Genomic DNA, 25,424 nt, shown 5'->3' on the forward strand with positions numbered 1-25,424 from the left:
TATGGCGGAGGCGAGGTGGACTGAGACCATGCACCTGCGCCGTTCGCTCGCCGTCGCCGTCGCCGTTGTCCTGGCGTCCACGGCGGCCGCGTGCTCGTCCGAGGATCCCGCCGCGGAGTTCGCCGCCGCCGTCACTGCGCGCGATGCCCAAGCCGCGGCGGACCTGACCTCCGATCCGGCGGCCGCGAAGCCCGCGTTGCAGGCCGCCTTCGACGGAATGGGCAGCGCGAAACCCTCGGTGACGGCCGGCCGCGACGGCGACTCCCCCGCGCTCGGCTGGTCCTGGGCGCTACCGCGCGGCAAGAAGCTCGAGTACTCCTCGCCGGTGCAGACGTCCGGCGGGCGCGTGACATGGTCGCCCACTCTGATCCATCCGGACCAACCGCCCGGCGGACGACTGTTGTATTCTGACGAGAAGTCATACCGCACACCGGTACTCGACCGGAAGAACAGTCCGCTGATGACCTGGCAGACGGTGACCGTGGTCTCGCTGGCAGCCGATCGCAGCGACTCCGCTGAGAACCTGGCGGCGCGGCTGAACCCGATCGACCGGTCGGTGACGGCGGCCAGCATCCGCGCCGCGGTGGCGAACAAGACCGGTGCCGTGGACGTGATCAGCCTCCGAGCCGACGACGCACGACGCGCAGGTGACCTCCGTTCGATCAGCGGCGTCACCACTCGGGAACAGGGACGGCTGCTCACCGCCGCCCCCGCGCTCCGTTCGCCACTGGGCAACGGCCTCGAGGAGCGCTGGCGCGGGGCGGTCGACGGTGCCGCCGGGGCAAGCGTGAATCTGGTCGACAGCAGCGGAAAGACGCTGCGGCACATCGAGTCCTTCCCCGGGACGACCCCGGCCCCGGTACGCAGCACACTGGACGCCGGCCTGCAACGGGCCGCCAACGCCGCAGTGGCCGGGGAGAATCGGCCCACGATGCTGGTGGCGATCCGGCCGTCTACGGGCGGGATTCTGGCGGTCGCGCAGAACGCCGCCGCCGACAAGCAGGGGCCGATCGCACTGACCGGGTTGTACCCGCCCGGCTCGACCTTCAAGACGATCACCACCGCCGCGGCCCTGGACGCCGGCGTCACCACGCCGAACGCGATGCTCGATTGCCCCGGACGGGCCACCTTCGGCACGCGCACGATCCCGAACGAAGACGACTTCGCGCTCGGCTCCGTACCGCTCCACACCGCATTCGCCAAGTCCTGCAACACCACGATGGCCGGCCTCGGCACCAAGCTGGGCGAGAACGCGCTGGCCGATACGGCGAAGACCTTCGGCCTGGGCGTGGATTTCGTGATCCTCGGAATCACCACGGTCACCGGCTCCGTGCCCTCCGCGCGCACCGACGCCGAGCGGGTGGAGGAGTCGATCGGCCAGGGCCGGGTCACCGCATCGCCCTTCGGCCTCGCGGTCGTCGAGGCGAGCCTCGCCGCGCGGAACACCGTACGTCCCTCCTTGTTCGACGGTGAGCCGGCCCGAGCCGATACGCCCGGCCGGCGGATCGATGCCGGCGTCGCCGATGCACTGCGTGCCGCGATGCGCGAGACCGTGACCGCAGGGACGGCGACGGCGCTGCGCGACATTCCGGGACTCGGCGGCAAGACCGGGACCGCCGAGTTCGGCGACAACACGCACGCGCACGGCTGGTTCGCCGGGATCGTCGGAGACCTCGCATTCGCCACGCTCGTGGTCTCGGGCGAGAGCTCCGGTCCGGCGGTATCGGTGAGCGGCGCCTTCCTGCGCGGCGCGGGCGGCGATCTGCCCTGAGGGTGTGCACGCCCACCGTGAATTGATACTGTGAAATCCGAGTTCACGAAGAAGGGGTTCGCATGTCCAGTCGCTCGACCATCCGTCGCACCGTCGCCGGCGGCCTCGCCGCGCTCGGCGTCATGTCGGCCAGCTTCGTCGCGAGCACCGGCACCGCGGGCGCCCTCGAGCCGTGCCCGCCGGGCCAGACCCCGTTCTGGAACGGGAAGAACTGTGTGATGCAACTGTGCAATCCGCCGTACAACCCCACGTTCCCGCCGTGCACCATGCCGATGCCCACCGCGCCACCGGCTGCCGCCCCGGGCGCACCCGGATCCATCCCCGGCCAGCCCTTCTGATCCCTCACTTCTAAGATCGGGCGCATGTTCGTCAAGGTATGCGGCCTGCGCACGATCGACGCCGTCGATGCCGCGGTCGATGCGGGTGCCGACGCGGTCGGGTTCGTCTTCGCCCCCGGCAGCGTCCGCCTGATCGGCGCAGACGAGGCCGCCCCCCTGGTCGCGCGGGTGCCGGACCGCGTCGAGACCGTCGGCGTGTTCCGGCGTCAGCCGATCGACGAGGTACTGCAGCTCGCCCGCGCTTCGGGGGTGAGCACTGTGCAACTGCACGGCGACGAGCCGGACGAGCATTTCCGTCGCGCGGTGGACGCCGGCTTCGCGGTGCTCCGCGCCGTCTCGGCCACCCGCTACACCGAGGCCGGCCGCGACTGGCGCGAGCGCCTGCTGATCGATGCCACCGATCCCGGTTCCGGTGTCCCCTTCGACCCCGCCGACCTCCCCGTCCCGCCCTCGGCCTTCTGGTTGCTCGCCGGCGGGCTCACCCCCGATAACGTCGGCGCGCTCGCCGCCGCCTTCGCCCCGTCCGGCGTCGACGTCTCCAGCGGTGTCGAATCGGCGCCCGGGCTCAAGGATCCGGGACGCATCCGGGACTTCCTGGCCGCCGCCCGCACCTGAGCTTCTGACCTGCCTATTCCAGTTCGAGAACCCTCCCCTACAGGGAGTAGTATTCGACCATGTTCCGGCCCGCCCATCCCGCCGCCACGGCCCGTGGCGTGCTGGTGGGCGGTACCTCTCTCGCGGCGAGCCTGACCGCGCACACCGTCGCGATGGCGGGCGCGATGGGTCCGTCAGGGCCACCGAGCGCCGGAGACCCGATGCCCGGCCACGCCATGTCCGGCCACACGATGTCCGGCCACACGATGTCCGGCCACACGATGTCCGGCCACGCGATGGCCGCCATGCCCGGGCACGATATGGCGGCGATGACTCCGGACGGTGCCGGTGCGATGGCACCGTCGGTCCCGCCGTTCTCGATCCTGGTGCTGGCCGCGGTCTGTGCGGCGATCGGTGTGCTGGCCGCTCGACCGCGGGCCGCGGGTCCGCTCGCGACCGGTGCGATGGTGCTGTTCGGTCAGCTCGGCGGCCACGTCGCCCTCGGTCTCACCATGGGGCACCTCGCGATCACACCGGGGATGGCCGCGGCGCACCTGCTGGCAGCGGTCGTCGCCGGCGCGACGATCGCCGGGGCCGAGGCAGCGCTTCGTCTCGCCCTCGCCACGCTCCGCGCCGTGGTGGCGGCCTGGACCAGGTTGCCGCGCACCGTCGTCGTGCGCTCCTGGGACTTCCGGCCACTGCCGGTCCGGGTCCAAGCCTGCAACGGTGCCCTGCGGGCGCCGCCGGCCTGACACCTCACCCAGCACTCCACTCGGAACGGCTTCGCCGTCCGAGTCCTCCGCGCGTGCGCGCACTACCGTGAGGTGAATGCTTCCATGTCCCTGATTGATTCGGCGGCCGACCCAGCGCCGCCGCAGTCCACCTCGCCGCCGAAGCGGCCGGGGTGGCGGGCCGCGATACTGCGGCTGCACTTCTACGCGGGCCTGCTGGTGGGCCCGTTCATCCTGATCGCCGCGATCAGCGGCGGGCTCTACGCGGCCGCTCCCACCGTGGAACGGTTCGTCTACTCGAACGAACTCACCGCGGCCACGACCGGTCCGGCACAACCGCTCACCGCCCAGGTGGCGGCCGCCCAGGCAAGTCGACCCGATCTCGTGGTCAAGGGCCTCCGGCCGGCCGAGGAGGCCGGTAAGACCACGCGAGTGCTGTTCACCGACCCAACCCTGACCGACGGTCGTGATCTCGCCGTCTTCGTCGATCCCGCCTCGGCACAGGTGCAGGGCGCGCTCCCGGTGTACGGGTCGGTCGAGGCGCTGCCGATCCGGTTCTGGATCGATCGCCTCCATGTGGACCTACACCTGGGCGATGTGGGCCGGTTCTACAGCGAGCTGGCGGCATCGTGGTTGTGGGTGGTCGCTCTCGGCGGCATCTACCTGTGGTGGCGGGCCCGCCGCGGCGACGCCCGCGCGATGCTGGCCTACGACCGGTCCCGCCCGGGACGCGGCGGCGCGATGAATCGGCACGCGGTGATCGGCACCTGGCTGCTGCTGAGCCTGCTGTTCTTCTCGGCGACGGGGCTGACCTGGTCGAAGTACGCGGGCGACAACATCGCCCAGCTCCGCACCGAGCTCAGTTGGACCAAGCCGACGCTGTCGACGTCGTTGCAGCCCGAGGCGAAGTCCGAGGGCGGGGGCGAGCACGCCGATCACGGCGGTGCCGCGCCGGCGGCCGCACCGGTGAGCCCCGAACTGGCGGCACAGACCCGCGCCCGCAACATCGCCGCGCTCGACCGGGTGGTGGCCGCGGCGGCGGACCGAGGTGTGGGCGGCGCCGTCCAGGTGTCCATCCCGGCCGACCCGGCGGTAGCGATGACGGTGGCGCAGACCCGCCAACCGTGGCGGTTCGGCATCGATTCCGCGACCGTGAACCCCGAGACGGGTCAGGTGGTGACGGTACTCGCCTTCGCATCCTGGCCGCTGATGGCGAAGCTCACCGAGCTGCTCATCAACACGCACATGGGCTGGCAGTTCGGTCTGCTCAACCAGATCGTATTGGTTGCCTTCGCAACGCTTTTGAGCGTGCTGATCGTGCGGGGCTACGCGATGTGGTGGCAGCGCCGGCCCCGTGGCGGCGGTCTCCCGCGCCCGCCCGCCCGCGAATCCCTGCGGAAAGTCGATCCCGCCCAAGCGATTCCGGCAGTGCTGGCGGTCGGATTCGTGGGTTGGTTCCTCCCGGTGCTGGGCATCTCACTGCTCGCCTTCGTACTCGTCGATGTTGCGATAGGCGTGGCTAAGAGGGGGACGGCTAACCTAAGAAATAGGCCCTGACCAGCACAAAGGGTCGCCTTGCCTGCGTTGCCGGGCCGGTCGAATCACTCTACAGTCGTTCGTATGAAGCTCACGGACGCACTCGAAGAGAAGTTCAACGATCAGATCACCCTCGAGTTCGAGGCGTCGCTGGTGTACCGCCAGCTCGCCATTGAGATGGAGATCCGCGACCTGCCCGGCATCGCCGGCTGGCTCCGCCACCAGGCCGACGAGGAGATCGTGCACGCCAACAAGTGGATCGATCATCTGTCGGACCGCGACAACCACCCGACCATCGGTGCCGTGGGCGCCCCCAAGGTCGATGTGAACACGGTTCTCGAGGTGTTCGAGGTGGCACTGCAGCACGAGCGCCGCGTCTCCGAGTCGATTCGCGACCTGTACCGCGCCGCGAACGACGACATCGATTCGAAGGCTCTCATTCAGTGGTTCGTCAACGAGCAGGTCGAGGAGGAGGCCACGGTGAGCGAGATCGTCGGTCGCCTCAAGCTGATCGACGGTGACGGCCCGGGCCTGCTGCGCCTGGACGAAGAGCTCGCCGCCCGCCCGGTCCGGACCACCGAGGCCTAGGCACCCAGCCACACACTGCAGCCCGGAACGGGGCCCTCCACGACGGAGGGCCCCGTTTTCGTTTGTCCGCTTCCCACCACATGGCCGATCATGCTAATTTTTGACCATGCGGCCAGAAAATGAGACAGAGGGTCAAAGGACCTTCATCGAAGAGGCCCGCCGCCGCCAGATCATCGCGGCGGCGGCCGAAGTGCTGGCCGATGAGGGGTACGGCCGTGCCACGCTCGCCCGCATTGCGCGGCAGGCCGGAATCTCCAAGGGCGTCATCTCGTACCACTTCGACGGCAAGGACGATCTGATGCGACAGGTGGTGATCCACCTCTTCGTCGCCGGTGCGGAGTTCATGGGCCCGCGCCTCGCCGAGCAGCACACGGCCACCGACATCCTGCGTACCTACATCGCCACCAACCTCGAATACATCAAGGCGGAGCGCCGACTCCTGGGCGCCATGGTCGAAGTCGTCCTCAATTTGCGCAACCCCGACGGCACCCCGGCATTCAGCCCGAACGACGGCGAGCAGCAGATGCTCGCGCCCCTTGCCGGAATCCTGCGAGAAGGGCAAGAATCCGGCGAGTTCTCCCCCGATTTCGACCCGATGATCCTGGCTCGGCTGATCCGCGATGCGATCGACGGCGCCGCCGGCCGCGCCGCTCGTGATCCGGACCTCGACCTCGACGCCCATGCGGACCAGATGATCCGCGTCTATCTCGCCGCGGTGCAGACTCCGCCGCACGCATCCACACCCACCGCACCGTCGGAGGACACCGATGACTGAGACCACCACATCCGCCACCGCCGACCGCTTCCGCTTCGCCGATCCGGCACCGACCGCATGGGCGTATCTGGTGCCGATCCTGGTGCTCAGCGCCATCGCCGCCGCGTTCGGCGCCAGCCGCTATCACCTGTTCGGAGATGAGCTCTACTTCATCGCCGCCGGTCACCACCTGTCGGTGAGTTACGCCGACCAGGGCCCGATCCTGCCACTGCTGGCCCTGCTCGGTGACGCCCTCCCCGGCGAATCCCTGGTGCTGTTCCGGCTACCGTCCATTCTCGTCACCCTGGCCGGAATCCTGCTGTCGGCGTTGATCGCCCGCGAACTCGGCGGCGGACGATTCGCGCAGGCCCTCACCGCCGGCGCGTACGCCACATCGACCTTCCTGCTGCTGCAATCCTCACTCTTGGCCACCAACGCGATCGACACCCCGCTGTGGGTGGCCATCACCTGGCTGCTGGTGCGCTGGGTACGGACCCGGCAGGATTGGCTGCTCTTCGCCGCCGGTGTGGTGACAGCGGTCGATATGCAGGTCAAGTGGCTGATCCCGGTGTTCTGGGTGTGCACGATCATCGCCTCGTCGATCTGGGGCCCCAGGGATCTCATCCGCCGGCCCGCTCTGTGGCTGGGAGGCGCCGTCACCGTGGTCACCATGATTCCGGCGCTGATCTGGCAGGCGCAGCGCGGTTGGCCGTATCTCCAGCTCACCGACCAGGTCGCCGCGGAGAGCCAATACGCGGGCGGACGCATCGCCTTCGTGCCGATCATGCTGCTCACCGCGGGTGTACTCGGGGCCCTGCTCCTGCTGTACGGCCTGTATGCGCTGATGCGGTCGAACGCCTTGCGGCCGTATCGGTTCCTGGCGCCAGCCTTCGTCCTCCTGGTGATCGTCTTCATCATCACCGCGGGCCGCCCCTATTACCCCGGCGGCATGCTGCCGGTGATCATCGCGGCCGGCGCGGTTGCCTTCGAGGCACTTCCCAAGACTCGACTACGGCTGGCGGTGACGGCGCCGCTGTCGATTCTCGCGGTCGGTTCGATCCTGGTGAGCCTTCCGTACACCCCGGAATCCGAGATCAAGGAGCCCGAGTCGGTGATGGAAGCGGGTATGCAGATCACAGTGTACGGACAGTTCGGCTGGCCGGAACTGACGACTGCCGTCGAGGAATCCATCGCAGCACTACCGGAAAACGAACGCCCCCAGGCGATCGTGGCCAGCTCGTACTGGCAGGCGGCAGCGCTGCAGTACTACGGCGAGGGCCTACCGCCGGTGTTCAGCCCGAACCGCGGATTCGGATTCTTCGGTGAGCCCGCAGATTCGGCGACCACCGTGCTCCGCGTCATCAACGCCGACGCCGAGCTTCAGGACGATATGTGCGATCAGGAGCGCACACTGCGCCGATTCGACTACCGGCTCGGCTTCCCCACCGCCTCGACGGGTGTGGACATTCGCCTGTGCCACCCGCGGGCGCCGTGGTCACAGCTGTGGCCGGGACTGCGCCGCATGTGAAACGCCGCCCCCTCATCCAGCCCGCCCTAGCGGGGGAGTGCGCTCCCCATGCCCATGGACATGGGGAGCGCATCCGGCGCTGGGGTGATCGACGGCCCGCTAGGGACGCACGACGGGGCTAGACCAGCAGTTCCGCGATCTGCACGGTGTTGAGCGCCGCGCCCTTACGCAGGTTGTCGCCGCTGATGAACAGCGCGAGACCGCGGCCCTCGGGCACGCCCGGATCCTGCCGGATGCGGCCGACCAGCGAGTCGTCGGCGCCGGCGGCGGCGAGCGGCGTGGGCACATCGACCAGCTTCACGCCGGGCGCCGCGGCGAGCAGCTCCTGCGCCCGCGCCACCGACAGCGGCGCCGCGAACTCGGCATTGATCGACAGCGAATGGCCGGTGAGCACGGGCACCCGCACACACGTGCCGGACACCAGCAGCTCCGGCAGGCCGAGGATCTTGCGCGATTCGTTGCGCAGCTTCTGATCCTCGTCGGTCTCGCCGGAGCCGTCGTCGACGATCGAGCCGGCCAGCGGCAGCACGTTGAAGGCGATCGGCGCCACGTACTTGTTCGGTGCCGGGAACTCCACGGCCGAGCCGTCGTGCACCAGCTTCTCGGCCTCGGGCTCCACCGCGCGCACCTGGGACACGAGCTCCTCGACGCCGGCCAGCCCCGACCCCGACACGGCCTGGTACGAGGAGACGATGAGCCGCTGCAGGCCGGCCTCGTCGTGCAGCACCTTGAGCACGGGCATCGCGGCCATGGTGGTGCAGTTCGGGTTGGCGATGATGCCCTTCTTCAGATCGTGGACCTGCTCCGGGTTCACCTCCGAGACCACCAGCGGCACATCGGGATCCTTGCGGAAGGCGCTCGAGTTGTCGATCACGGTGACGCCGGCGGCGGCGAACCGCGGCGCCTGCACGCGTGACATCGTCGCGCCCGCGCTGAACAGCGCGATATCGAGCCCAGTCGGATCGGCGGTCTCGGCGTCCTCGACCACGATCTCGCGATCCCCGAAGGGCAGCTTCTTGCCCGCGGACCGCGAGGACGCGAAGAACCGCACCTCGTCGGCCGGGAAGTTCCGGTCCAGCAGCAACTGGCGCATGACGGCGCCCACCTGGCCGGTCGCGCCGACGACTCCTACGCGTACGCCCATGGCTTATCGCCCCGTTCCGCCGTAGACCACGGCCTCTTCGTCGGCGCCCAGCCCGAAGGCGTCGTGCAGCACCTTGACGGCCTCGTTGAGCTCCGTGTCGCGGATGAGCACCGAGATGCGGATCTCCGAGGTGGAGATCAGCTCGATGTTGATACCGGCCTTCGAGAGCGCCTCGCAGAAGGTGGCGGTGACGCCCGGATGGCTCTTCATGCCGGCGCCGACCAGCGAGACCTTGCCGACGTGGTCGTCGTAGACCACGGAGTCGAAACCGATCTCCTTGCGCAGGGCCTCGAGCTTCTCGACGCCCAGCGGGCCGAGCTCGCGCGGCAGGGTGAAGGTGATGTCGGTGCGGCCGGTATCCACCTTGGACACGTTCTGCAGCACCATGTCGATGTTGATCTCGGCATCGGCGATGGCCCGGAAGACGCGGGCGGCGTAACCCGGCTTGTCCTCGAGCCCGACGACGGTGATCTTCGCCTCGCTGCGATCGTGGGCGACGCCGGTGAGAATTGCCTCTTCCACGGGGATGTCCTCCATTGAACCTTTGACGATGGTGCCGGGCTTGGTCGAGTACGACGAGCGCACGTGAACCGGGACGTTGTAGCGGCGGGCGTACTCCACGCAGCGCAGCATGAGCACCTTCGCGCCGCACGCGGCCATCTCGAGCATCTCTTCGAAGGAGACCGTCTCCAGGTGCTTGGCGTTGGGCACGATGCGCGGATCGGCGGTGTAGATGCCGTCGACATCGGTGTAGATCTCGCAGACATCGGCGTTCAGCGCGGCCGCCAGGGCTACCGCCGTCGTGTCCGAGCCACCGCGACCGAGGGTGGTCACATCCTTGGTGTCCTGCGAGACTCCCTGGAAGCCGGCGACCAGCACGATCTTGCCGTCGTCGATCGCGGCCTGCACGCGGCCCGGGGTCACGTCGATGATCTTCGCGGCGCCGTGCCGGCTGGTGGTGATCACCCCGGCCTGCGAGCCGGTGAACGATTGCGCCTGGGCACCGAGCGAGTGGATCGCCATCGCGACGAGTGCGTTGGAGATGCGCTCGCCGGAGGTCAACAACATGTCCATCTCGCGCGCGGGTGGGGCCGGGCAGACCTGGTTGGCGAGGTCGAGCAGTTCGTCGGTGGTGTCACCCATGGCGGAGACCACGACGACGACGTCGTTACCCGCGCGTTTGGTCTCGACGATCCGTTCTGCGACGCGCCGGATGCGCTCGGCGGAGGCGACGGAACTGCCTCCGTACTTCTGGACGACGAGTGCCACTTGGGTACCTCTCCGTTCGTAGCTCGAGCAGTGTGCGTCGAGAGACGATCCTACCGACCTGGGCCTGTGGCCCCGAACACCCCGTGTTCCAAGCAGTGTGCAACCCACTGCCTAGCGGATCGCGGATAATCGCCTGTGAAGCCGAAACGAGGAGAACCCATGAACCCGTACGGAGACCAGAATTCCGGGCAGAACCCCCCGGGCGGTCAGTACCCGGGTGGCCGCTATCAGCAGGGCGGATACCAGCAGGGCGGGTACCCGCAGGGTGGCTACCAGCAGGGCGCTCCTCAGCCGCCCGGCGGCTACCCGGGCGGTCCGTACTCGGCCGGCGCCCCCACCCACATGTATCCGCAGCAGCCCGGCGGCTTCCCGCCCGGCCCCCCGGGCGGCGGCAACGGCGACGGTAATCGCAAGGGCCTCATCATCGGGCTGACCACGGTGGTCGTGATCCTCGCCGTGGCGGCGGCGGTCGGCATCGGTGTCGCCCTCCGCGGTGGCAACGAGCAGACGGCATCGCCGGTCCCGTTCTCCTCCGCGGCCCCCACGTCGGGCGTGCCCACCTCGGGGGCACCGAACACCGGCGGCACCCCCGGCACCGAAACCGACGGTTTCATCACCACCGCGCCGCCGTCGACCGGCTCCGGCAGCACCGTCTCGGTGCCACTCAAACTGACCGCCGGCGGATCCGGCGCGGGTGTCGTGCAGATCTCGGGACTGACCGGCTCGTCGGCGCCGCCGCCCGCCGCCGTGCTGCCCTGGGAGTGGCAGGGTCTAGCGGACGTCGGGGAGACCATGACGATGCGCGTGGTCGGAACCGGCCGGGTCACCTGCTCGATCTCGGTGGACGGTAAGGAGCTCAGCTCGCGCGATGGCGATAACACCGTGACGTGCGGAATCAAGCGCTCCGCTTCGTGACGGCAGCGGACGCGACCCGCCCGGACGCCCGTCCCACCGCCGGTACGATGCAATCCGTGTCGACCGCTCCCGCTGCCGCCGAGGCGCCGCCGCGCAGCATCGTCGAGCGGACCCGGTCGGTCTGGCTGCCGATCGCCTACTACCTCGCGATCCGCGGTATCGGCCTCGCGGTACTGGCCCGGTTCGCGCAGTTGCGCAATCAGAACCTCGCCGACCTCCTCACTGCCTGGGACGGCAAGTGGATGATCGGTCTGGCCACCTACGGCTACGACGACATGCCGTGGCGATTCGTGGACGCACGCGGCGAGCACACCGCCGACACCGCCTACGCCTTCTTCCCGGGCTTTCCGATGCTGGTGCGCGCCGTCGCTCAGCTGCCCGGATTCGACGCGTACCGGGCCGCGCTCACGGTGAACGTGATCGTCGGTTGCGCCGCCGCGGTCGCGGCCTACCGGCTGGGCAAACTGTGCGTCGAGCACATGCCGCAGGTTCCCGACCGGTACGCGCAGACCGCGGGTCTGCTCACCACGGTGCTGTTCGCGGCGGCGCCGATGGGCATCGTGCTGACCATGGCCTATACCGAGGCCCTCTATTGCGCGCTGGCCGGCTGGGCCCTGGTCGGAGTCATGGAAAGACGGTGGCTCGTCGCCGGGGTCTGCACGGCGCTGGCCGGGTTCTGCCGCCCCACATCGGTGGTGCTGATCGGTGTGGTCGCGCTCGCGGCGCTCCTGGCGGCGCTCTCATCGACGGGGCCCGAGCGACGACGCGCAGCACTGTGTGTCGTGCTCACCCCGCTCGGCTGGGTGACCTATCTGCTGATCGTCGCACGGCACACCGGCAGCCTCACGGGCTGGTTCCGCATCCAGACCGAGGGCTGGGGCACCACGTTCGATATGGGTGTGCAGACCTGGCAGTTCGTCAACTACACCCTGATCAACGGCTCGGACGTGGCCGACCTCTCGGTGGTCGCGCTGCTCGCCGCATCGATCGTGCTGATCGTGATCGCGGTGCGCTCGAAGATGCCCTGGCCGATCACCCTGTACGGCGCCCTCGTGGTGATCTCGCTGCTGGGCTCGGGCGGCCTGATGATGTCGCGGCCGCGCCTGTTGCTCCCCGCCTTCGTGCTCCTGATCCCCATCGCGATCGGCCTGGCGAAGCGCTCCCGGCCCGTGCGGCTGTGGACCTGCGCAGGAATCATCACGGTCACCTGTTGGTACGGCGCGCACATGGTGAGCGTGTACCCGCACGCCATGTGACCGACTGGGTTTCGAATCCGGGCCGATCACCGGCCGCGGGAAAGAGTCAGGCGCGCAAGCTGAGCGGGCGGATGTCCGTCCATGCCTGCTCGATGTAGCCCAGGCATTCGGCGCGCGACCGGCCGCCCTCGCCGAAGGCGATGCGCCATCCCTTCGGGGTCTCGCGGAAGGTCGGCCACAACGAGTGCTGGCCCTCGTCGTTGATGAGGACGACGAACTCGCCGGACTCGTTATCGAAGGGATTGTTCATGGTGTGACTCCTTCTTTCGGACGGATGGTGATGTCGGTCGGTGTGGTGCGGTCAGCGGCGCATGTACGCAATGGCCGCAAGGGGGACGAGGATCGCGATCATCGCCACGGAACTCAGCGCCGCGTACGCCGTGGCGTGCTCGGAGGCCCAGTTGATCGGATCGTTCAGCGCGGGCGTGGGACTGAGCGGATTGCCGAAGGCCTCGCGCAGCGAATGCGCCATGGCGGTCACGGGGTTCCACGCGGCGATCGTGCGCAACGGCTCGGGGAGCTCACCGGCCGAGATGAAGGCCGAGGAGATGAACGCGAACGGGAACATGACGATCATCAGGGCGGCCTGCGCCGACTCGGGAGTCGACACCAGCAAACCGATGAGCGCGCCCAGCCAGGACATCGCGAAACCGAAGAGCAGCAGGACCGCCAGCGAGAGCGCGGCATCGAGCCAGCTGCCCCGCATCCGCCACCCCACCAGCAACCCCACTCCCAGCATCACGGCCACGCTGATCACGTTGACCAGGAGATCGGACACGGTGCGGCCCACCAGGATCGATAGGCGCGACATGGGCAGCGAACAGAACCGATCGATGATGCCGTTCTTCATGTCCGAGGCCACGCCGATGGCGGTGGGCGCCGCACTGAAGGCCACCGTCTGCACCAGAATGCCGCCGAGCAGGAACTCGCGGTAGACACCGCTGCCCACGTCACCGCCGAGTGCGGAGCCGAAGACGTAGCTGAACAGCACCACGAACATGATCGGCTGCACGGTGGCCGAGAGCAGCAACTGCGGAATGCGCACCAGGGTGGTGAGATTGCGCCGCGTCATCACAGCGCAGTCGCTCAGGAAGCCCGGGAACGACGATGCCCGCTCCTGCGGGAAGGTGATCGTCGCGGTCATCAGTTCTTCTCCTCGATGGTCTGAGTCGCGTCCTCGCCGGTGAGCGCGAAGAAGACATCGTCCAAGGTCGCTTCGCGCACCATCGCGCTGTCCGCGATCACGCCCACGTCGCGGAGATCGCCGAGGACCGCCACGATCTTCTGCTGGCCATCGGCCACCCGGATCGCACACAGACCGGAGGCCTCGCGGACGGCGGTGCCGTCGATGGCGTGCCGGGCGAGGATGGGCCACGCCGTCGCGCGGTCGCGTTCGCGCAGGCCGATCTGGATGAGATCGGCGGCCGCGGCGGCCTTGAGCTCGGGCACCGTGCCGCTGCGGATGATCTTGCCCTGGTCGATGATGGTGACCAGGTCGGCGAGCAGTTCTGCCTCATCGAGGTACTGCGTGGTGAGGAGCACCGCGATTCCATCTTCCTTGCTCAGTCGCGCGATCACGTCCCAGACGTCCTTGCGGCTGCGCGGATCCAAACCCGTCGTCGGCTCGTCGAGCACCACCAGGCGGGGGCGCGCGATGATCGCGCCCGCCAAGTCGAGCCGGCGCCGCATGCCACCGGAGTAGGTACCCGAGCGCCGGTCCGCGGCCTGAGTGAGGCGGAACTGCGAGAGCAATTCATTCGCTCGTGCCTTCGCCGAGGCCTTGTCGAATCCGTAGAGCCGCGCGAACATCTCGAGGTTCTCGCGACCGGTCAGGTTCTCGTCGACCGCGGAGTACTGGCCCGACAGACCGATGATCGAGCGCGCTTTCCGCGGGTCGGCGAGTGCGTCGACGCCATCGATGGTGACCGAACCCGCGGTGGGCTCGAGCAGAGTCGCGATGATCTTCACGGTGGTGGTCTTACCGGCACCGTTCGGACCGAGAAGCGCGTGCACGCTGCCGGGCGCGATATCCAGGTCGACTCCGTCCAGCGCGTGCACCACGTTCTTCCCGCGGCCGTACGTGCGGGCCAGGCCGCGCACGCTGACCAGCGGCTCCAGATCGTCGAACGACGCGGCGTTCGCCTTCGCCGCCGGCGTGTAATTGCCGGTCAGGAAGACGTTCATGGTCCGCGCGACCTCGTCGATGGCGGGCGCCGAACCGAGCTGGTTGTGCGTGGCCTCGATGTCGTGGACCTGCACCAAACCGGTCACGTAAGGCCGCCACAACTGCGGAATCAGTCCGCCCGTGGGTTGGTGCGTGGCACGGAAGACGAGGATGTTGCCGTCGTATTCGCGCGGCACGTGCGAGTAGCCGAGCGAGACGTTGTGCCGGTAGTTCGAATACAGCCGTTCCATCTGGCCGCGGGACAGCTCCCGTGCCGGACCACCCGCGCCGGCCAGAAGGTCGAGCGCCTCGTCGGTGCTGATCTCGGTGCCGTCGTCGATATCGAGCCCGACGAACTCGCGCAGCAGGCTGGCGATCGTCATCTCCTCGCGCGGTCCGCGGTACTCGCTGAGCGGGTAGGCGTCCATCAGTGCGAGGTTGACCTTCTCACCCAGGCCCCGCAGCTCCACCGCCATCTCGTGCGCGATCAGGCCACCCAGGCTCCAGCCCAGCAGGTTGTAGGGACCGTGCGGGCGGGTGGCCCGGATCGACCGAACATAGTTGCGGGCCAGTTCCTTGATCGAATCGGCGGGCGGCATCGGATGCGAGATACCGGGTGCCTGCAGCCCGATGATCGGAATGCTCGGGTCGAGCTCGGCACTGAGTCCCAAGTAATTCCAGGCGAGCCCGACCGCCGGGTGCACGCAGTACAACGGGTCGATGCCCGGGGTTCCGGCGCGCAGCGGCAAGATCGGATCGGTGATGGCGGTATCGGAATCCGCTGCCACACCGGTGATCACGGCCGTGGTCGGGGCGGCTCCGGGGTTACCCGCGATCCGCGCTGCCAGCGCTCGCACGGTGGCATCCTCGAAGAACCAGCGGATACTGGCCTCCTCCGCCCCGAACCGCTCGCGCAGCCGGTCGACGGCGATCGCCGCCTGCAGGGAGGTGCCACCGACGGTGAAGAAGTCATCGTCGAGCCCGAGCGAGGGAACGCCGAGCACATCGGAGAGTACTTCTGCGACTGCGCTTTCCATATGGGCCGAAGCCGCCGGGAGGGAGGTGTCCGCCGAATCCTGACGCACCGGCGCGGTGATCCCACGCGGCGCCGTAGGTACTGCGGGCCGGGCGGGCGCCGTCACCCGCGGGGCCCGCGGCGGTTCCACCACCTGAGGCACCGTCGGCGCGACGAACTGCACCGGTCCGGCGGGCTCGACCGGCGTGTCGACCTCGGACTCGACGACCTTCACCGGTTCGGACACGACCGGAGGCAGGGCCTTGAGGTCGGTCTTACCGTGCGCCGTCACGGGTACCCGGTCGATCTGCACCAGCACGGACGGGATCATGTGCCGCGGGAGACGATCGGTGATGTGTGCGCGGACCTGCTCGGCCGGCAGCACGCCGTCGGCGACGTAATAGGCCACCAGTCTGGCCGCTGCCTGTGCGTGCAGCGAACCGTCGCCACGATCGACGACCACGACCGCCTGCCGGACCGACGGATGGCTCTCGACGGCGGTGGCGACCTCGCCCGGCTCCACGCGGAAGCCGCGCACCTTGAGCTGATCGTCGCTGCGGCCCACGAACTCCAGCACGGGCTCGCCCGAGTCCGACGCGCGCCAGCGCACCAAGTCGCCGGTGCGGTACATGCGCTTGTAGCCCTCGGCGTCGCTGTACGGGTTGGCCACGAACCGCGAGGCCGTCAACTCAGGGCGATCGAGGTACCCGTGTGCCACACCCGGTCCGGCGACGTACAGCTCGCCGACAGCGCCCGGGGGCACCAGGTTGAGCCGTTCGTCGCAGATCATCAGCTGGGCATCGGTGACGGCACTGCCGATGCTCACGTTCTCGGCGTCCACGGGGCCCATGGTCGCGGCGATCGTCACCTCGGTGGGGCCGTAGGCATTGATCAAGATGCGTCCGTCGGACCAGCGGCGGGCCAGTTCGGATTGCAGCACATCGCCGCCCACGCTGAGCGCTTCGAGGAGCGGCAGGTCCCGATCGGGAATCGTCGCCAGGGCCGCCGGGGTGATGAACGCGTGCGTCACCTCGTTCTCGGCCAGGAAATCGCCCAGATCGGAGCCGCCGTAGAGCGTCGTCGGCGCGATCACCAGTTCGGCGCGCGACCAGGTCGCGAGCAGGAGCTCGAGGATCGATGCGTCGAAGCTCGGGGAAGCGAAATGGAGTACCCGCGCACCGTTGCCCACGGCGTGCTGGCGCACCAGCGTATCGGCCATGGCGGCCAGGCCGCGGTGCGGCACCACGACGCCCTTGGGGCGGCCGGTCGAACCGGAGGTGTAGATGACGTAGGCGGGGTCATCGACGTGCACCGGGTCGACCTCGACGGGGGGACGCTGCACGCGGGAGGCACCGGGATCCACCAGCACCCAGTCGATCTCCTTCGGCAGCTCACCCACCACCTCACGGACGGTCAGTCCCATCGAAGGCTTCGCGTCGTCGAGGATGTACCTGATCCGCTCGGCCGGGTAGCTCGGGTCGATGGGCACGTACACCGCGCCGATACGCGCCACCGCCCAGAACGCGACGACGGAGGCGGCGGACCGCGGGATCGACACGGCCACGCGGGTTCCCGACCCCACGCCGAGCCCTGCCAGGCGGTTCGCCAGTGCGGTCACAGCGGAGTCGAGTTCGGAGTAGGTGTACCGGACGACCCCGTCGCGCAGGGCCGGATCTCCCGGACGCTGCCGCACGGCGCGGGCCAGGATGTCGGCCATGGTGTGCGGTTCGACGGAGCTGCTCGCCCGCAGGAAGGCCTCTTCCTCCTCCGGCAGGAGTACCGGCAGGTCGGCCACCGGGGTGCCCGGCGATGCGATGCCCTCGGTCATCAACCGGGCCAGTCGCTTGACGATGCCCTCGGCGGTGCCGTGGGTGTACAGGTCCGTGCGGTAGCGCAGGTTGAGCCGGAGGCCCTCCTCCACTTCGCGCACCTCGAAGGTGGCGTCGAAGGTGGTGGTGGCCGCCGCCAGATCGAGCGGCTCCAGGTCGAACATCCCCGCACCGTCGGTGCTGATCACGCTGAGCGGATCTCCGAGATTCTGGTGGCTCAGCACCACCTGGAACAGCGGATGCCGGTCACGGCTGCGAGGCGGCGCCACCGCCTCGATCACGCGCTCGAACGGCGCGGTGGCGTGGACCAGATCGTCCAGGTCGCCGCCGCGGATGCGGTCCACCAGTGCGCTGAACGGTTCCTCGCTCTTGACCGCGGTGCGCAGCGCCACGGTGTTGACGAACATGCCGACCACATCACGGAGCCGGCGGTCGGTGCGGCCGATCACCGGTGTGCCCACGACCACGTCGTCGGAGCCGTTGACTCGGTGCAGCAGCGCGACGAGTGCGGCGTGCAGCACCATGAACACCGATACGCCACGGCGTCCGGCGAACTCCGCCAGCGCATCCCGCTGCGCGGACGGGAGCACCACGGCGACCTCGCCGGCATCGGTCGATCCGACGGTCGGGCGTGGTCCGTCGGCGGGGAAGCTGGACTCCTCGGGAATGCCGCGCAGGCGCTCGGCGAAGTAGTCGACCGCTCCGGCGTCCTTATCGGCCTGCCCGCGCTGCCACACCGCATAATCGGCGTACTGCAGCGGGAGCTCCTCCCACTGTGGGGCTGTGCCCGCGGTGCGCGCGAGGTAGGCGGCCATCAGGTCGCGAGTCAGCGGCACGACGGACGCGCCGTCGGCGGCGATGTGGTGCACCGCGATCGACAGGATCGAACCGATACCGGTGGGCGCGGTGAGCAATCGGATCGGAAGATCGCGGTTGAGCACGAAGGGGCGCGCCACGAACTCGGCGATGGCATCGCGCTGATTACTCACGGTGGACGCGGCGGTGCCCTGCTCCGCCGAGAAGGAGCGGACCACGGGGTCGTCCGCGGCCAGGATCTCCTGATACGGGCCTTCGACGCCCGACGGGTAACGGGTGCGCAGGCTCTCGTGGCGCGCGAGTACATCGCGCAGCGCCTCGTCGAGAATCCGCTTGTCCACCGGGCGAGCCGCGAAGAAGGCCGCGCCGATGTTGTAGGTGGGGCCCGGATCGATCTTGTTCTGCAACCACATCCGCTCCTGGGCGGATGAGAGCGGCATACGGTCGCCGCGCTGCACGCGGCGCAGACCCTGGTCTTCCAGCGCGGATAGCTGGATGATCGAGTCCGGGTCGCCGGTCAGCGCCGCTGCGATGGCCGACGGGGTGCGCAGGTCGAAGACGGTCCGCACTTCGATCCCGTTGCCCAGCAGGCCGACCAGCTCGTTGGCGGACAGCGAGTTGCCGCCCAGGTCGAAGAAGTCGTCCTCGACCCCGATGTGCTCATTACTGAGCACCTTCCGGAAGGCCGCGACCACACGGCTCTCGCCCGGGGTGGTGGGCGTCGCCGCGGCATCGCCGGTTCCGCCGAACCGCGGCTCCGGCAGCGCGCTCTTGTCGAGCTTGCCGGTGCTGCCCATGGGCACCGCGTCGATCATCATCACTGCCGCAGGCACCATGAAGGCCGGCAGCCGAGTACGCACGTACGCTCGCACCGCGGCGGGGTCGATGTTCCCGCCCTTGACGTAGGCGACGAGGGCCGACTCGCCGTCGGGGCCGGGCAGCACCTGAGTCGTCACGAAGTCGACACCGGGCATCGTGCCGATGGTCGAATCGATTTCGCCCAGCTCGATCCGAATGCCGCGAATCTTGACCTGGAAATCGTTGCGGCCCACAAACTCCACGACCAGTTCTCCGGATTCCGAACGGGACCATCGAACCACGTCGCCGGTACGGTACATCCGGCTTCCGGGCGCGCCGTACGGATTGGCCACGAACCGCGATGCGGTGAGTTCGGGGCGGCGGTGGTAGCCGCGGGCCAATTGCGGGCCCGCGACGTACAGCTCTCCCGGCATGCCGACGGGCACGGGCCGCAGCAGCTCGTCGAGCACCAGCAGGCCCTGTCCACGCACGGGCGGCCCGATCGGAACGCGCCCGTCACCGGACAATGCGTCCGAGATGGCGGTCATGATGGTGGTCTCGGTGGGGCCGTATCCGTTGTGCAGGCGGCGGCCCGCACTCCACTTCGCGGCGAGGCCGGGGTTGATCGCCTCTCCGCCGGAGAGTACGTGGGTCCACTCGGGCACCGCCTCGGGTGCGAGTGTCGCCAGCGTGGAGGGCGTGAGGAAGCCGTGAGTCACGCCGTTGTCGGCGATGATCCGTTCCAGTTCCCGGCCGCCGGTGATAGCGGGCGGCACGATCACCAGCGGCGCACCCACACGCAGGGCCAGCAGGTGCTCGAGCACGGTGGCGTCGAAGGCGGTGGAGGCGAAGGCCATCACGCGGGTACCGGTGCCGGTCTGCAACCGCACGTGCAGTTCCTCGGCGAAGTTCTCCAGGCCGCGGTGGGTGACCACGGTGCCCTTGGGCTGCCCGGTGGAGCCGGACGTGTAGATCACGTAGGCGGCGTCGTCGAGGCCGGGCACGATCTGCGGGTCGTAGCCCGGGCCGTGCTCGTCCAGGCGATCCATCGCAACCCAGGACAGGCCCGGTGCGCCGCCGGAGGCGGTGACGCCGACCCGGGCGCGGATGTCGTCGGCGATGTAGTCGCGACGCTCCTTGGGGTACTTGGGATCCACCGGTGCCACCGCCGCACCGGCCAGGGCGATGCCCCAGAAGGCGATCACCGAATCGGCGGACCGCGGTAGGTCGGTGAGCACCGCCTCGCCCGGGCGTGACCCGGCAGCCACCACCGCCGCGGCCACGGTGCGGGCCTGCGAGTACAGCTCACGGTAGGTCAGGGTGCGATCGCCGTCGATCACCGCAGGACGATCGGAGAAGGTCCGCGCAGCCTCGCGCATGAGCTGCCCGAGCGGCGTGCGGAAGTCCGCCTCGACCCCGCGGACCGGGGTCAGCTCCGCGAGCCGGGACTCGGACATCACGGGCAACTCGGCGATGGTCAGCTCGGGGTCGCGGCCGACGGCGTGCAGCACCGAGACGAGCGCGTCGAGGATCGACTCGGCCTGCTCGGCCCGGTACAGCTCCGAGGCGTAGCGCAGCTCGATGGTGCCATCACCGGCGAGCGTGACCTCGAGGTCGAAGCGTGCGATCGGGACGTCGACCGGTGCCACCTCGACGTCGATACCGGCCATAGGGAAGTGCTGGGCGTCGAACGGCCGCTGGTTGAGCATCACCTGGAAGATCGGGTGTCGTCCGGCGGCGCGCGGCGGGTCGACCAGTTCGAGCACCGACTCGAACGGCAGGTCCGAATGATCCAACGCCGCAAGGTCGCCGCGGCTGACCTCCCCCAAGTGCTGGGAGAACGTGGCGTTCTGCGGGGTCCGAGTACGCAGCGGGATCGAGTTGACGAACATGCCGACGAGGCCGTCGAGTTCCGCCTCGCCGCGGCCCGCGACCGCAGTACCGATCACCAGGTCCTCCTGGCCGGACAGGCGCGTGATCGCGGCGGCGAGTGCCGCGTGGACCACGATGAACGGGGTGGTCACGTGCGCGCGGGCGAGTCCGGCGACACCGGCCCAGACCTCGGGCGCGACGCGGGTGCCGATCGACCTGGCGCCGGAGACCACGCCGCCGGAACGCGGCACCGCGGCGGGCGGGACCGATTCGGCGGGCAACCCGGCGAGGGTCTGCGCCCAGAAGGCGTCGAGGGTCTCGCGCGGGGCGCCGGTGAGCCGTCGTTTGTAGGAGCGAGCGTGCTCGGTGTAGGTGCGCGGGAGCGGTGCGAAGCGCGGTGTCTTGCCCTGCGTGCGCACCGCGTAGGCGGAAGCGAGATCGCCGGCGAGCGGCATCATCGACCAGCCGTCGGCGGCGATGTGGTGGATCACGAGCACCAGCACCTGATGCTTGGCGTCCACCTTGTAGAGGCGTGCACGAATCGGCACATCGGCGGCCAGATCGAAAGGCTCACCGGCGTATTTGACGGACGCCGCGGTGAGATCGGCCTCGGTCACCTCGCGCTCGGTGAAGGGCACCAGGTTGGGCCCGGCGGGCAGCACCTGGACCTCGGGTTCGCCGGCGGTAGGACCGTTGCGGTACACCGTCCGCAGCGGAGTGTGCCGGGCCACCACGTCGCCGAGTGCCGCGCGCATCGCTGAGACGTCGACATCGCCGCGCAGGTGCAGAGCGACCGGGATGTGGTACGAGCCATCGGGACTCACCCGGTTACGTACCCACATCTGATGCTGCGCCGGGAGCAGGTCGGCGGCCTCTTCGGCACGGTCCTCGGTGGTCGGATCGGCGTGGATGATGTCCTCGGGCTCCGGCGCGGGCGCGGGGGCGCCACCGATCGCAGCCGCGAGCCCCTCCACCGTCGGGTGCGCGAAGACGGTGGCCACGCTGACCCGATTGCCCGTGGCGGAGCCGATGCGCGCCGCGATGCGGGTGGCGGACAGCGAGTTGCCACCGAGGTCGAACAGTGTCGTGGTGACGTTGAGCTTGTCCTTGTCGACTCCGGGGATCACCTCGGCGAAGGCCTCGGCCACCAGCTTCTCGGCGTCGGTCTTCGGCACCCGGCCGGCCGTGACGGCGGCGATATTGCGCTCCGGCTGCGGCAGCCTCTTGTAGTCGACCTTGCCGTTCACGGTGAGCGGGAACTCGTCGAGCACGATGATGTGCGCCGGGACCATGTAGGCCGGGAGTTCATCCGAGATCGCCGCAGTGATGGTCGCCGCGGGTGCGGTACCGGTGACATAGCTGACGAGTTCGGCGGTGGCGGTGTCGTCGCCGTGCACCACGGTGATCGCGCGCTCGGTGCCGCCCACCCGCATCACCGCGGCGTCGATCTCACCGAGTTCGATGCGGAAGCCGCGGAGCTTGACCTGGGAATCGATGCGGCCCAGGAATTCCAGCGTCCCGGATTCGGTCCAGCGCACCACGTCGCCGGTGCGGTACATGCGGACGCCGTCGCCCTCGAACGGATTCGCCACGAATCGTTCGGCGGTGAGCACCGGATTGCCATGGTAGCCGCGGGCTATGCCGGGGCCGGAGATGTACAGCTCGCCGGCGACGCCGGTCGCCGTCGGACGCAGGGAGGAATCCAGCACGTACAGCCGGGTCCCGGGAATCGGGCCGCCGAGTCGGACCGGTTCGCCGGCGGCCAGTTCGCCGAGGGTGACCGCGATGGTGGTCTCGGTCGGACCGTACACGTTGACCAGGGTGCGACCGGGCGCCCACGCGTCGACCAGGGCCTGCGGCACCGTATCGCCGCCCACTCCGAGCGACGTGAGCTCGGGCAGATCGGCCGGATCCAGAGTCGCGACCGCGGCGGGGGTGATGAAGCCACCGTTGACCTTCTCCCGTGCGAGCACCTCGGTGAGCTCGTCGCCGCCGTAGACGTCCGGCGGCACCACCACGAGGGTGGAGCGACTGTCCACGGCCATGAGCAGTTCGAGAACGGAGGCGTCGAAACCGGGAGAGACGAAGTGCATGACCCGCGCACCGTCGGGCAGGCCGTGCGAGCGGACCAGCTCGGCTGCCAGACTGGAGAGCCCGCTGTGGGTGACGCTGACGCCCTTGGGGCGGCCGGTGGAGCCGGAGGTGAAGATCACGTACGCCGGTGTGTCCAGCGCGATGTCGGGCCAGTCCGAGCCACCGGTGTCGGCATGGGCACCGGGCCCCCATACGCGCGCCAGATCGGCCGGCGTCAGGGTAGCGACCGGTGCCGCCGCCTCGCTGATGTGCTCGGCTCGCTCCGCGGGCAGCTTGGGATCGATCGGCACGAACGCCGCCCCGGTCTTGGTCACCGCCCACACCGCGATGACGGACTCCAGCGAGCGCGGGATACGCAGGGCCACGCGCTCTTCGGGTCTCGCGCCGATGGAGATCAGGTGGCGGGCGAGCCGGTCGCTGTACTGGTCGAGTTCGGCATAGGTGATGCTGCGGTCACCGTCCACGACCGCCACCCGGGCCGGCTCGGCCGCGGCGGCGCGGCGGAGCAACTCGGGCATCGGAACCGAGGGTCCGGCGGCTGCGGGGGCGCCGTCCACGGCACCGGCCAGCCGCATCCAGTCGGCGCGCTCGGCATCGGTCGCCACGTCGAGTTCGGACAGCGGGGTCTGGCCGGCCGCGGCGGCGAACCGGTCCAGGTACTCCATGAACCGGGCGTGGTGGGCGGCGAGCTCCTGCGCGGTGTAGGTCGCAGGGTTCGCCTCCATGTCGATCCGGACGGCGCCCTGCTCGGATTCGTAGACGGTGGCCGCGACATCCTCCGCGGGTCCGGAGGTGAGCAGATTGAGTTTGCCCTCGGTCTCGCCCAAGGTGATGGCGGTCGAGAACATCATGATGTTGATGGTGTCGCCGAACGTCGAACCGACCACGCCCTCACGGAGCGTGGGTGCCTCCATGCGGGCCGCCGGGTACAGCTGGTGGCGGAGGCCGTTGCGCAGGTCCAGACCGGTGCCATCGACCACGTCGGACACGGTGGCGCCCTTGCCGACCCGAACCGGGACCGGTAGCACGTTCGCGGTCATGCCCGTCGATCCGCGCAGCACGGCGGTGGTGCGGGCGGCGACCGGCACCGCGATCGACAGCTCGTCACGGCCCGCGATCGCGGCGACGTACGCGCCGAACGCGGCGATGACCAGACCCGACCGATTGGTCCCGAGCCGCTCGGCTCCGGCATCGAGGCGAGCGCCCATCTCGTGGCTGGACTCACCGTTATGACGCAGGTTCAGAGGCGATGGGCCCGAGATTCGGCGGCCGAGCCCGGCGGCCTCCGGGAGGGTGGGGACGATTCCGGACCAGTACTGGGCATCCCCCTCGGCGCGGGCGGACTGGAAGTACTTCTCCTCGGCGGCGACGAAGCCCTCGGGGGCCAGCGGCTTCGGCTTGAGTGCGGGTGCGTCCTCACCGGTGACCAGCGCGGTGTACAGCTCGGCGACGCGACGCTGCAGAGTGGAGGCTCCGTACCCGTCGATCACGGCGTGGTGGGCCCGGGCGTACCAGAACCAGCGATCCTCGGAGACTTCGATGAGCCGGTTGACGATCAGCGCGTCCGCGGCCAGATCGAGCGGCCGTGCGTATTCGGCACGCATCCACTCGACGGCGGCCGCGACCCGCTCCTCCTCGGGCAGGTCGGCGAGGCCGATGTCGATCACCTCGGCGCCGGCATCGATGCTGCGGTCGATGCGCTGTACCGGAGCGCCGGAGTCGTCGACGTCGATGCGGACGTAGGGCGAGACGAACTCGTCACTGGCGGCACGGGTGGCGGCACGCATCTTCTCGACGTCGAGCGCACCCTCGAAGTCCACGTACTGGGCGACGGCGTAGGAGACGTCCGGCGACATCTGCTGGCTCAGCCACATCCCGTATTGGGCCCCGGTCAGGGAGTGCACCGCGTGCTCCACCAAGCTCTCCTATTGTCGCGTCGCAAAACCTCAAGCTTGCAATCGCAAGCAGTGTAGGGAGCGGTGCGGCGGATTCGCAACATTCAAAACCGTGGTTACTTTCATCGCGCGTTGTGCGGAACCCGCCTGGTCACTAGGCGTGTAGTTTGACAAAGTTTAGTTCTAGATAAGTGGCCTGGCGTTTCTCCCGCAAATTCGGTCGATTCGGGCGCACCAATTGATTGAGATCGCGAATATCGCCGCCTCGAAATCGCGTACCGCCGGTAGATCATGTTCTAGATCACAGTCGTTGTCACCGACTCTTCATCGGCGCGTCATCGCCGCTTCGTACCTGCGATCCGAGCACCGGCACCACCCGCCGATCAACGGTGCGTTATGGTGACACCGTGCAGCGGACCCTCCTCCTCGGTTGCCGCGGCGGGGCCTGATCCAGACCGGCTCCCCGTCGCGGGTTGAGCCGTGCAGCGGCTGCGCCGGTCGAGTTCCTCCCGGCATC

General features: G+C 69.1%; 15 protein-coding genes. 10 read left to right on the forward strand and 5 right to left on the reverse strand.

The genetic code is table 11. The features are described from left to right. Positions 1-28: 28 nt before the first annotated feature. The 8 genes from TPAU_RS19860 (at position 29) to TPAU_RS19900 (ending at position 7,840) form a co-directional block, all read left to right on the forward strand. Positions 29-1,771, forward strand: a complete 1,743-nt coding sequence (locus TPAU_RS19860) for a penicillin-binding transpeptidase domain-containing protein (RefSeq protein WP_013128535.1) — start codon at positions 29-31, stop codon at positions 1,769-1,771. Positions 1,772-1,833: 62 nt separating this feature from the next. Continuing rightward, positions 1,834-2,109: a hypothetical protein gene (locus tag TPAU_RS19865; protein ID WP_013128536.1), complete on the forward strand. Its 276-nt coding sequence runs from the start codon at positions 1,834-1,836 to the stop codon at positions 2,107-2,109. 24 nt (positions 2,110-2,133) lie between these two features. Continuing rightward, positions 2,134-2,724, forward strand: a complete 591-nt coding sequence (locus TPAU_RS19870; RefSeq protein WP_013128537.1) for a phosphoribosylanthranilate isomerase — start codon at positions 2,134-2,136, stop codon at positions 2,722-2,724. 59 nt (positions 2,725-2,783) lie between these two features. Then, positions 2,784-3,455 carry a hypothetical protein gene (locus TPAU_RS22075; protein WP_013128538.1) on the forward strand — a complete coding sequence of 224 codons (672 nt, stop codon included), beginning with the start codon at positions 2,784-2,786 and terminating at the stop codon, positions 3,453-3,455. Positions 3,456-3,539: 84 nt separating this feature from the next. Continuing rightward, positions 3,540-4,991: a PepSY-associated TM helix domain-containing protein gene (locus TPAU_RS19885; RefSeq protein WP_013128539.1), complete on the forward strand. Its 1,452-nt coding sequence runs from the start codon at positions 3,540-3,542 to the stop codon at positions 4,989-4,991. Positions 4,992-5,054: 63 nt separating this feature from the next. Then, complete coding sequence (locus TPAU_RS19890) at positions 5,055-5,558, forward strand: ferritin (protein ID WP_013128540.1); 504 nt, start codon at positions 5,055-5,057, stop codon at positions 5,556-5,558. A 106-nt stretch (positions 5,559-5,664) separates the two neighbouring features. Continuing rightward, positions 5,665-6,333: a TetR/AcrR family transcriptional regulator gene (locus TPAU_RS19895; RefSeq protein ID WP_013128541.1), complete on the forward strand. Its 669-nt coding sequence runs from the start codon at positions 5,665-5,667 to the stop codon at positions 6,331-6,333. Beyond that, positions 6,326-7,840 (forward strand): ArnT family glycosyltransferase, encoded by a 1,515-nt coding sequence (locus TPAU_RS19900; RefSeq protein WP_013128542.1) that lies wholly within the window; start codon positions 6,326-6,328, stop codon positions 7,838-7,840. Before TPAU_RS19895 ends, TPAU_RS19900 begins: the two co-directional genes overlap by 8 nt. A gap of 118 nt (positions 7,841-7,958) precedes the next feature. On the opposite strand, the gene TPAU_RS19905 is transcribed toward TPAU_RS19900, so the two are convergent. Then, positions 7,959-8,984 (reverse strand): aspartate-semialdehyde dehydrogenase, encoded by a 1,026-nt coding sequence (locus TPAU_RS19905; protein ID WP_013128543.1) that lies wholly within the window; start codon positions 8,982-8,984, stop codon positions 7,959-7,961. Positions 8,985-8,987: 3 nt separating this feature from the next. Then, complete coding sequence (locus tag TPAU_RS19910) at positions 8,988-10,253, reverse strand: aspartate kinase (RefSeq protein ID WP_013128544.1); 1,266 nt, start codon at positions 10,251-10,253, stop codon at positions 8,988-8,990. Between the two features lie 159 nt (positions 10,254-10,412). Here TPAU_RS19910 and TPAU_RS22080 point away from each other — a divergent pair, with 159 nt between their 5' ends. Both TPAU_RS22080 and TPAU_RS19920 read left to right on the forward strand, forming a co-directional pair. Continuing rightward, the gene (locus TPAU_RS22080) at positions 10,413-11,168 is read left to right on the forward strand and encodes a hypothetical protein (protein WP_013128545.1); all 756 of its coding nucleotides are present in this window, start codon (positions 10,413-10,415) and stop codon (positions 11,166-11,168) included. A gap of 47 nt (positions 11,169-11,215) precedes the next feature. Further along, positions 11,216-12,424 (forward strand): mannosyltransferase family protein, encoded by a 1,209-nt coding sequence (locus tag TPAU_RS19920; protein WP_425358572.1) that lies wholly within the window; start codon positions 11,216-11,218, stop codon positions 12,422-12,424. Between the two features lie 46 nt (positions 12,425-12,470). On the opposite strand, the gene TPAU_RS19925 is transcribed toward TPAU_RS19920, so the two are convergent. From TPAU_RS19925 to TPAU_RS19935, 3 genes are read right to left on the reverse strand one after another with little or no spacing between them, the layout of a single operon-like run. Then, entirely contained in the window at positions 12,471-12,674 is a 204-nt protein-coding gene (locus TPAU_RS19925) for an MbtH family protein (protein ID WP_013128547.1), read from the reverse strand. A 51-nt stretch (positions 12,675-12,725) separates the two neighbouring features. Next, positions 12,726-13,568 carry an ABC transporter permease gene (locus TPAU_RS19930; RefSeq protein WP_013128548.1) on the reverse strand — a complete coding sequence of 281 codons (843 nt, stop codon included), beginning with the start codon at positions 13,566-13,568 and terminating at the stop codon, positions 12,726-12,728. After that, entirely contained in the window at positions 13,568-24,928 is an 11,361-nt protein-coding gene (locus TPAU_RS19935) for a non-ribosomal peptide synthetase (RefSeq protein ID WP_013128549.1), read from the reverse strand. The genes TPAU_RS19930 and TPAU_RS19935 overlap by 1 nt, the downstream gene beginning before the upstream one ends. Positions 24,929-25,424: the final 496 nt, after the last annotated feature.

The sequence above is a fragment of the Tsukamurella paurometabola DSM 20162 genome (assembly GCF_000092225.1).
GTDB classification, from domain to species: domain Bacteria; phylum Actinomycetota; class Actinomycetes; order Mycobacteriales; family Mycobacteriaceae; genus Tsukamurella; species Tsukamurella paurometabola.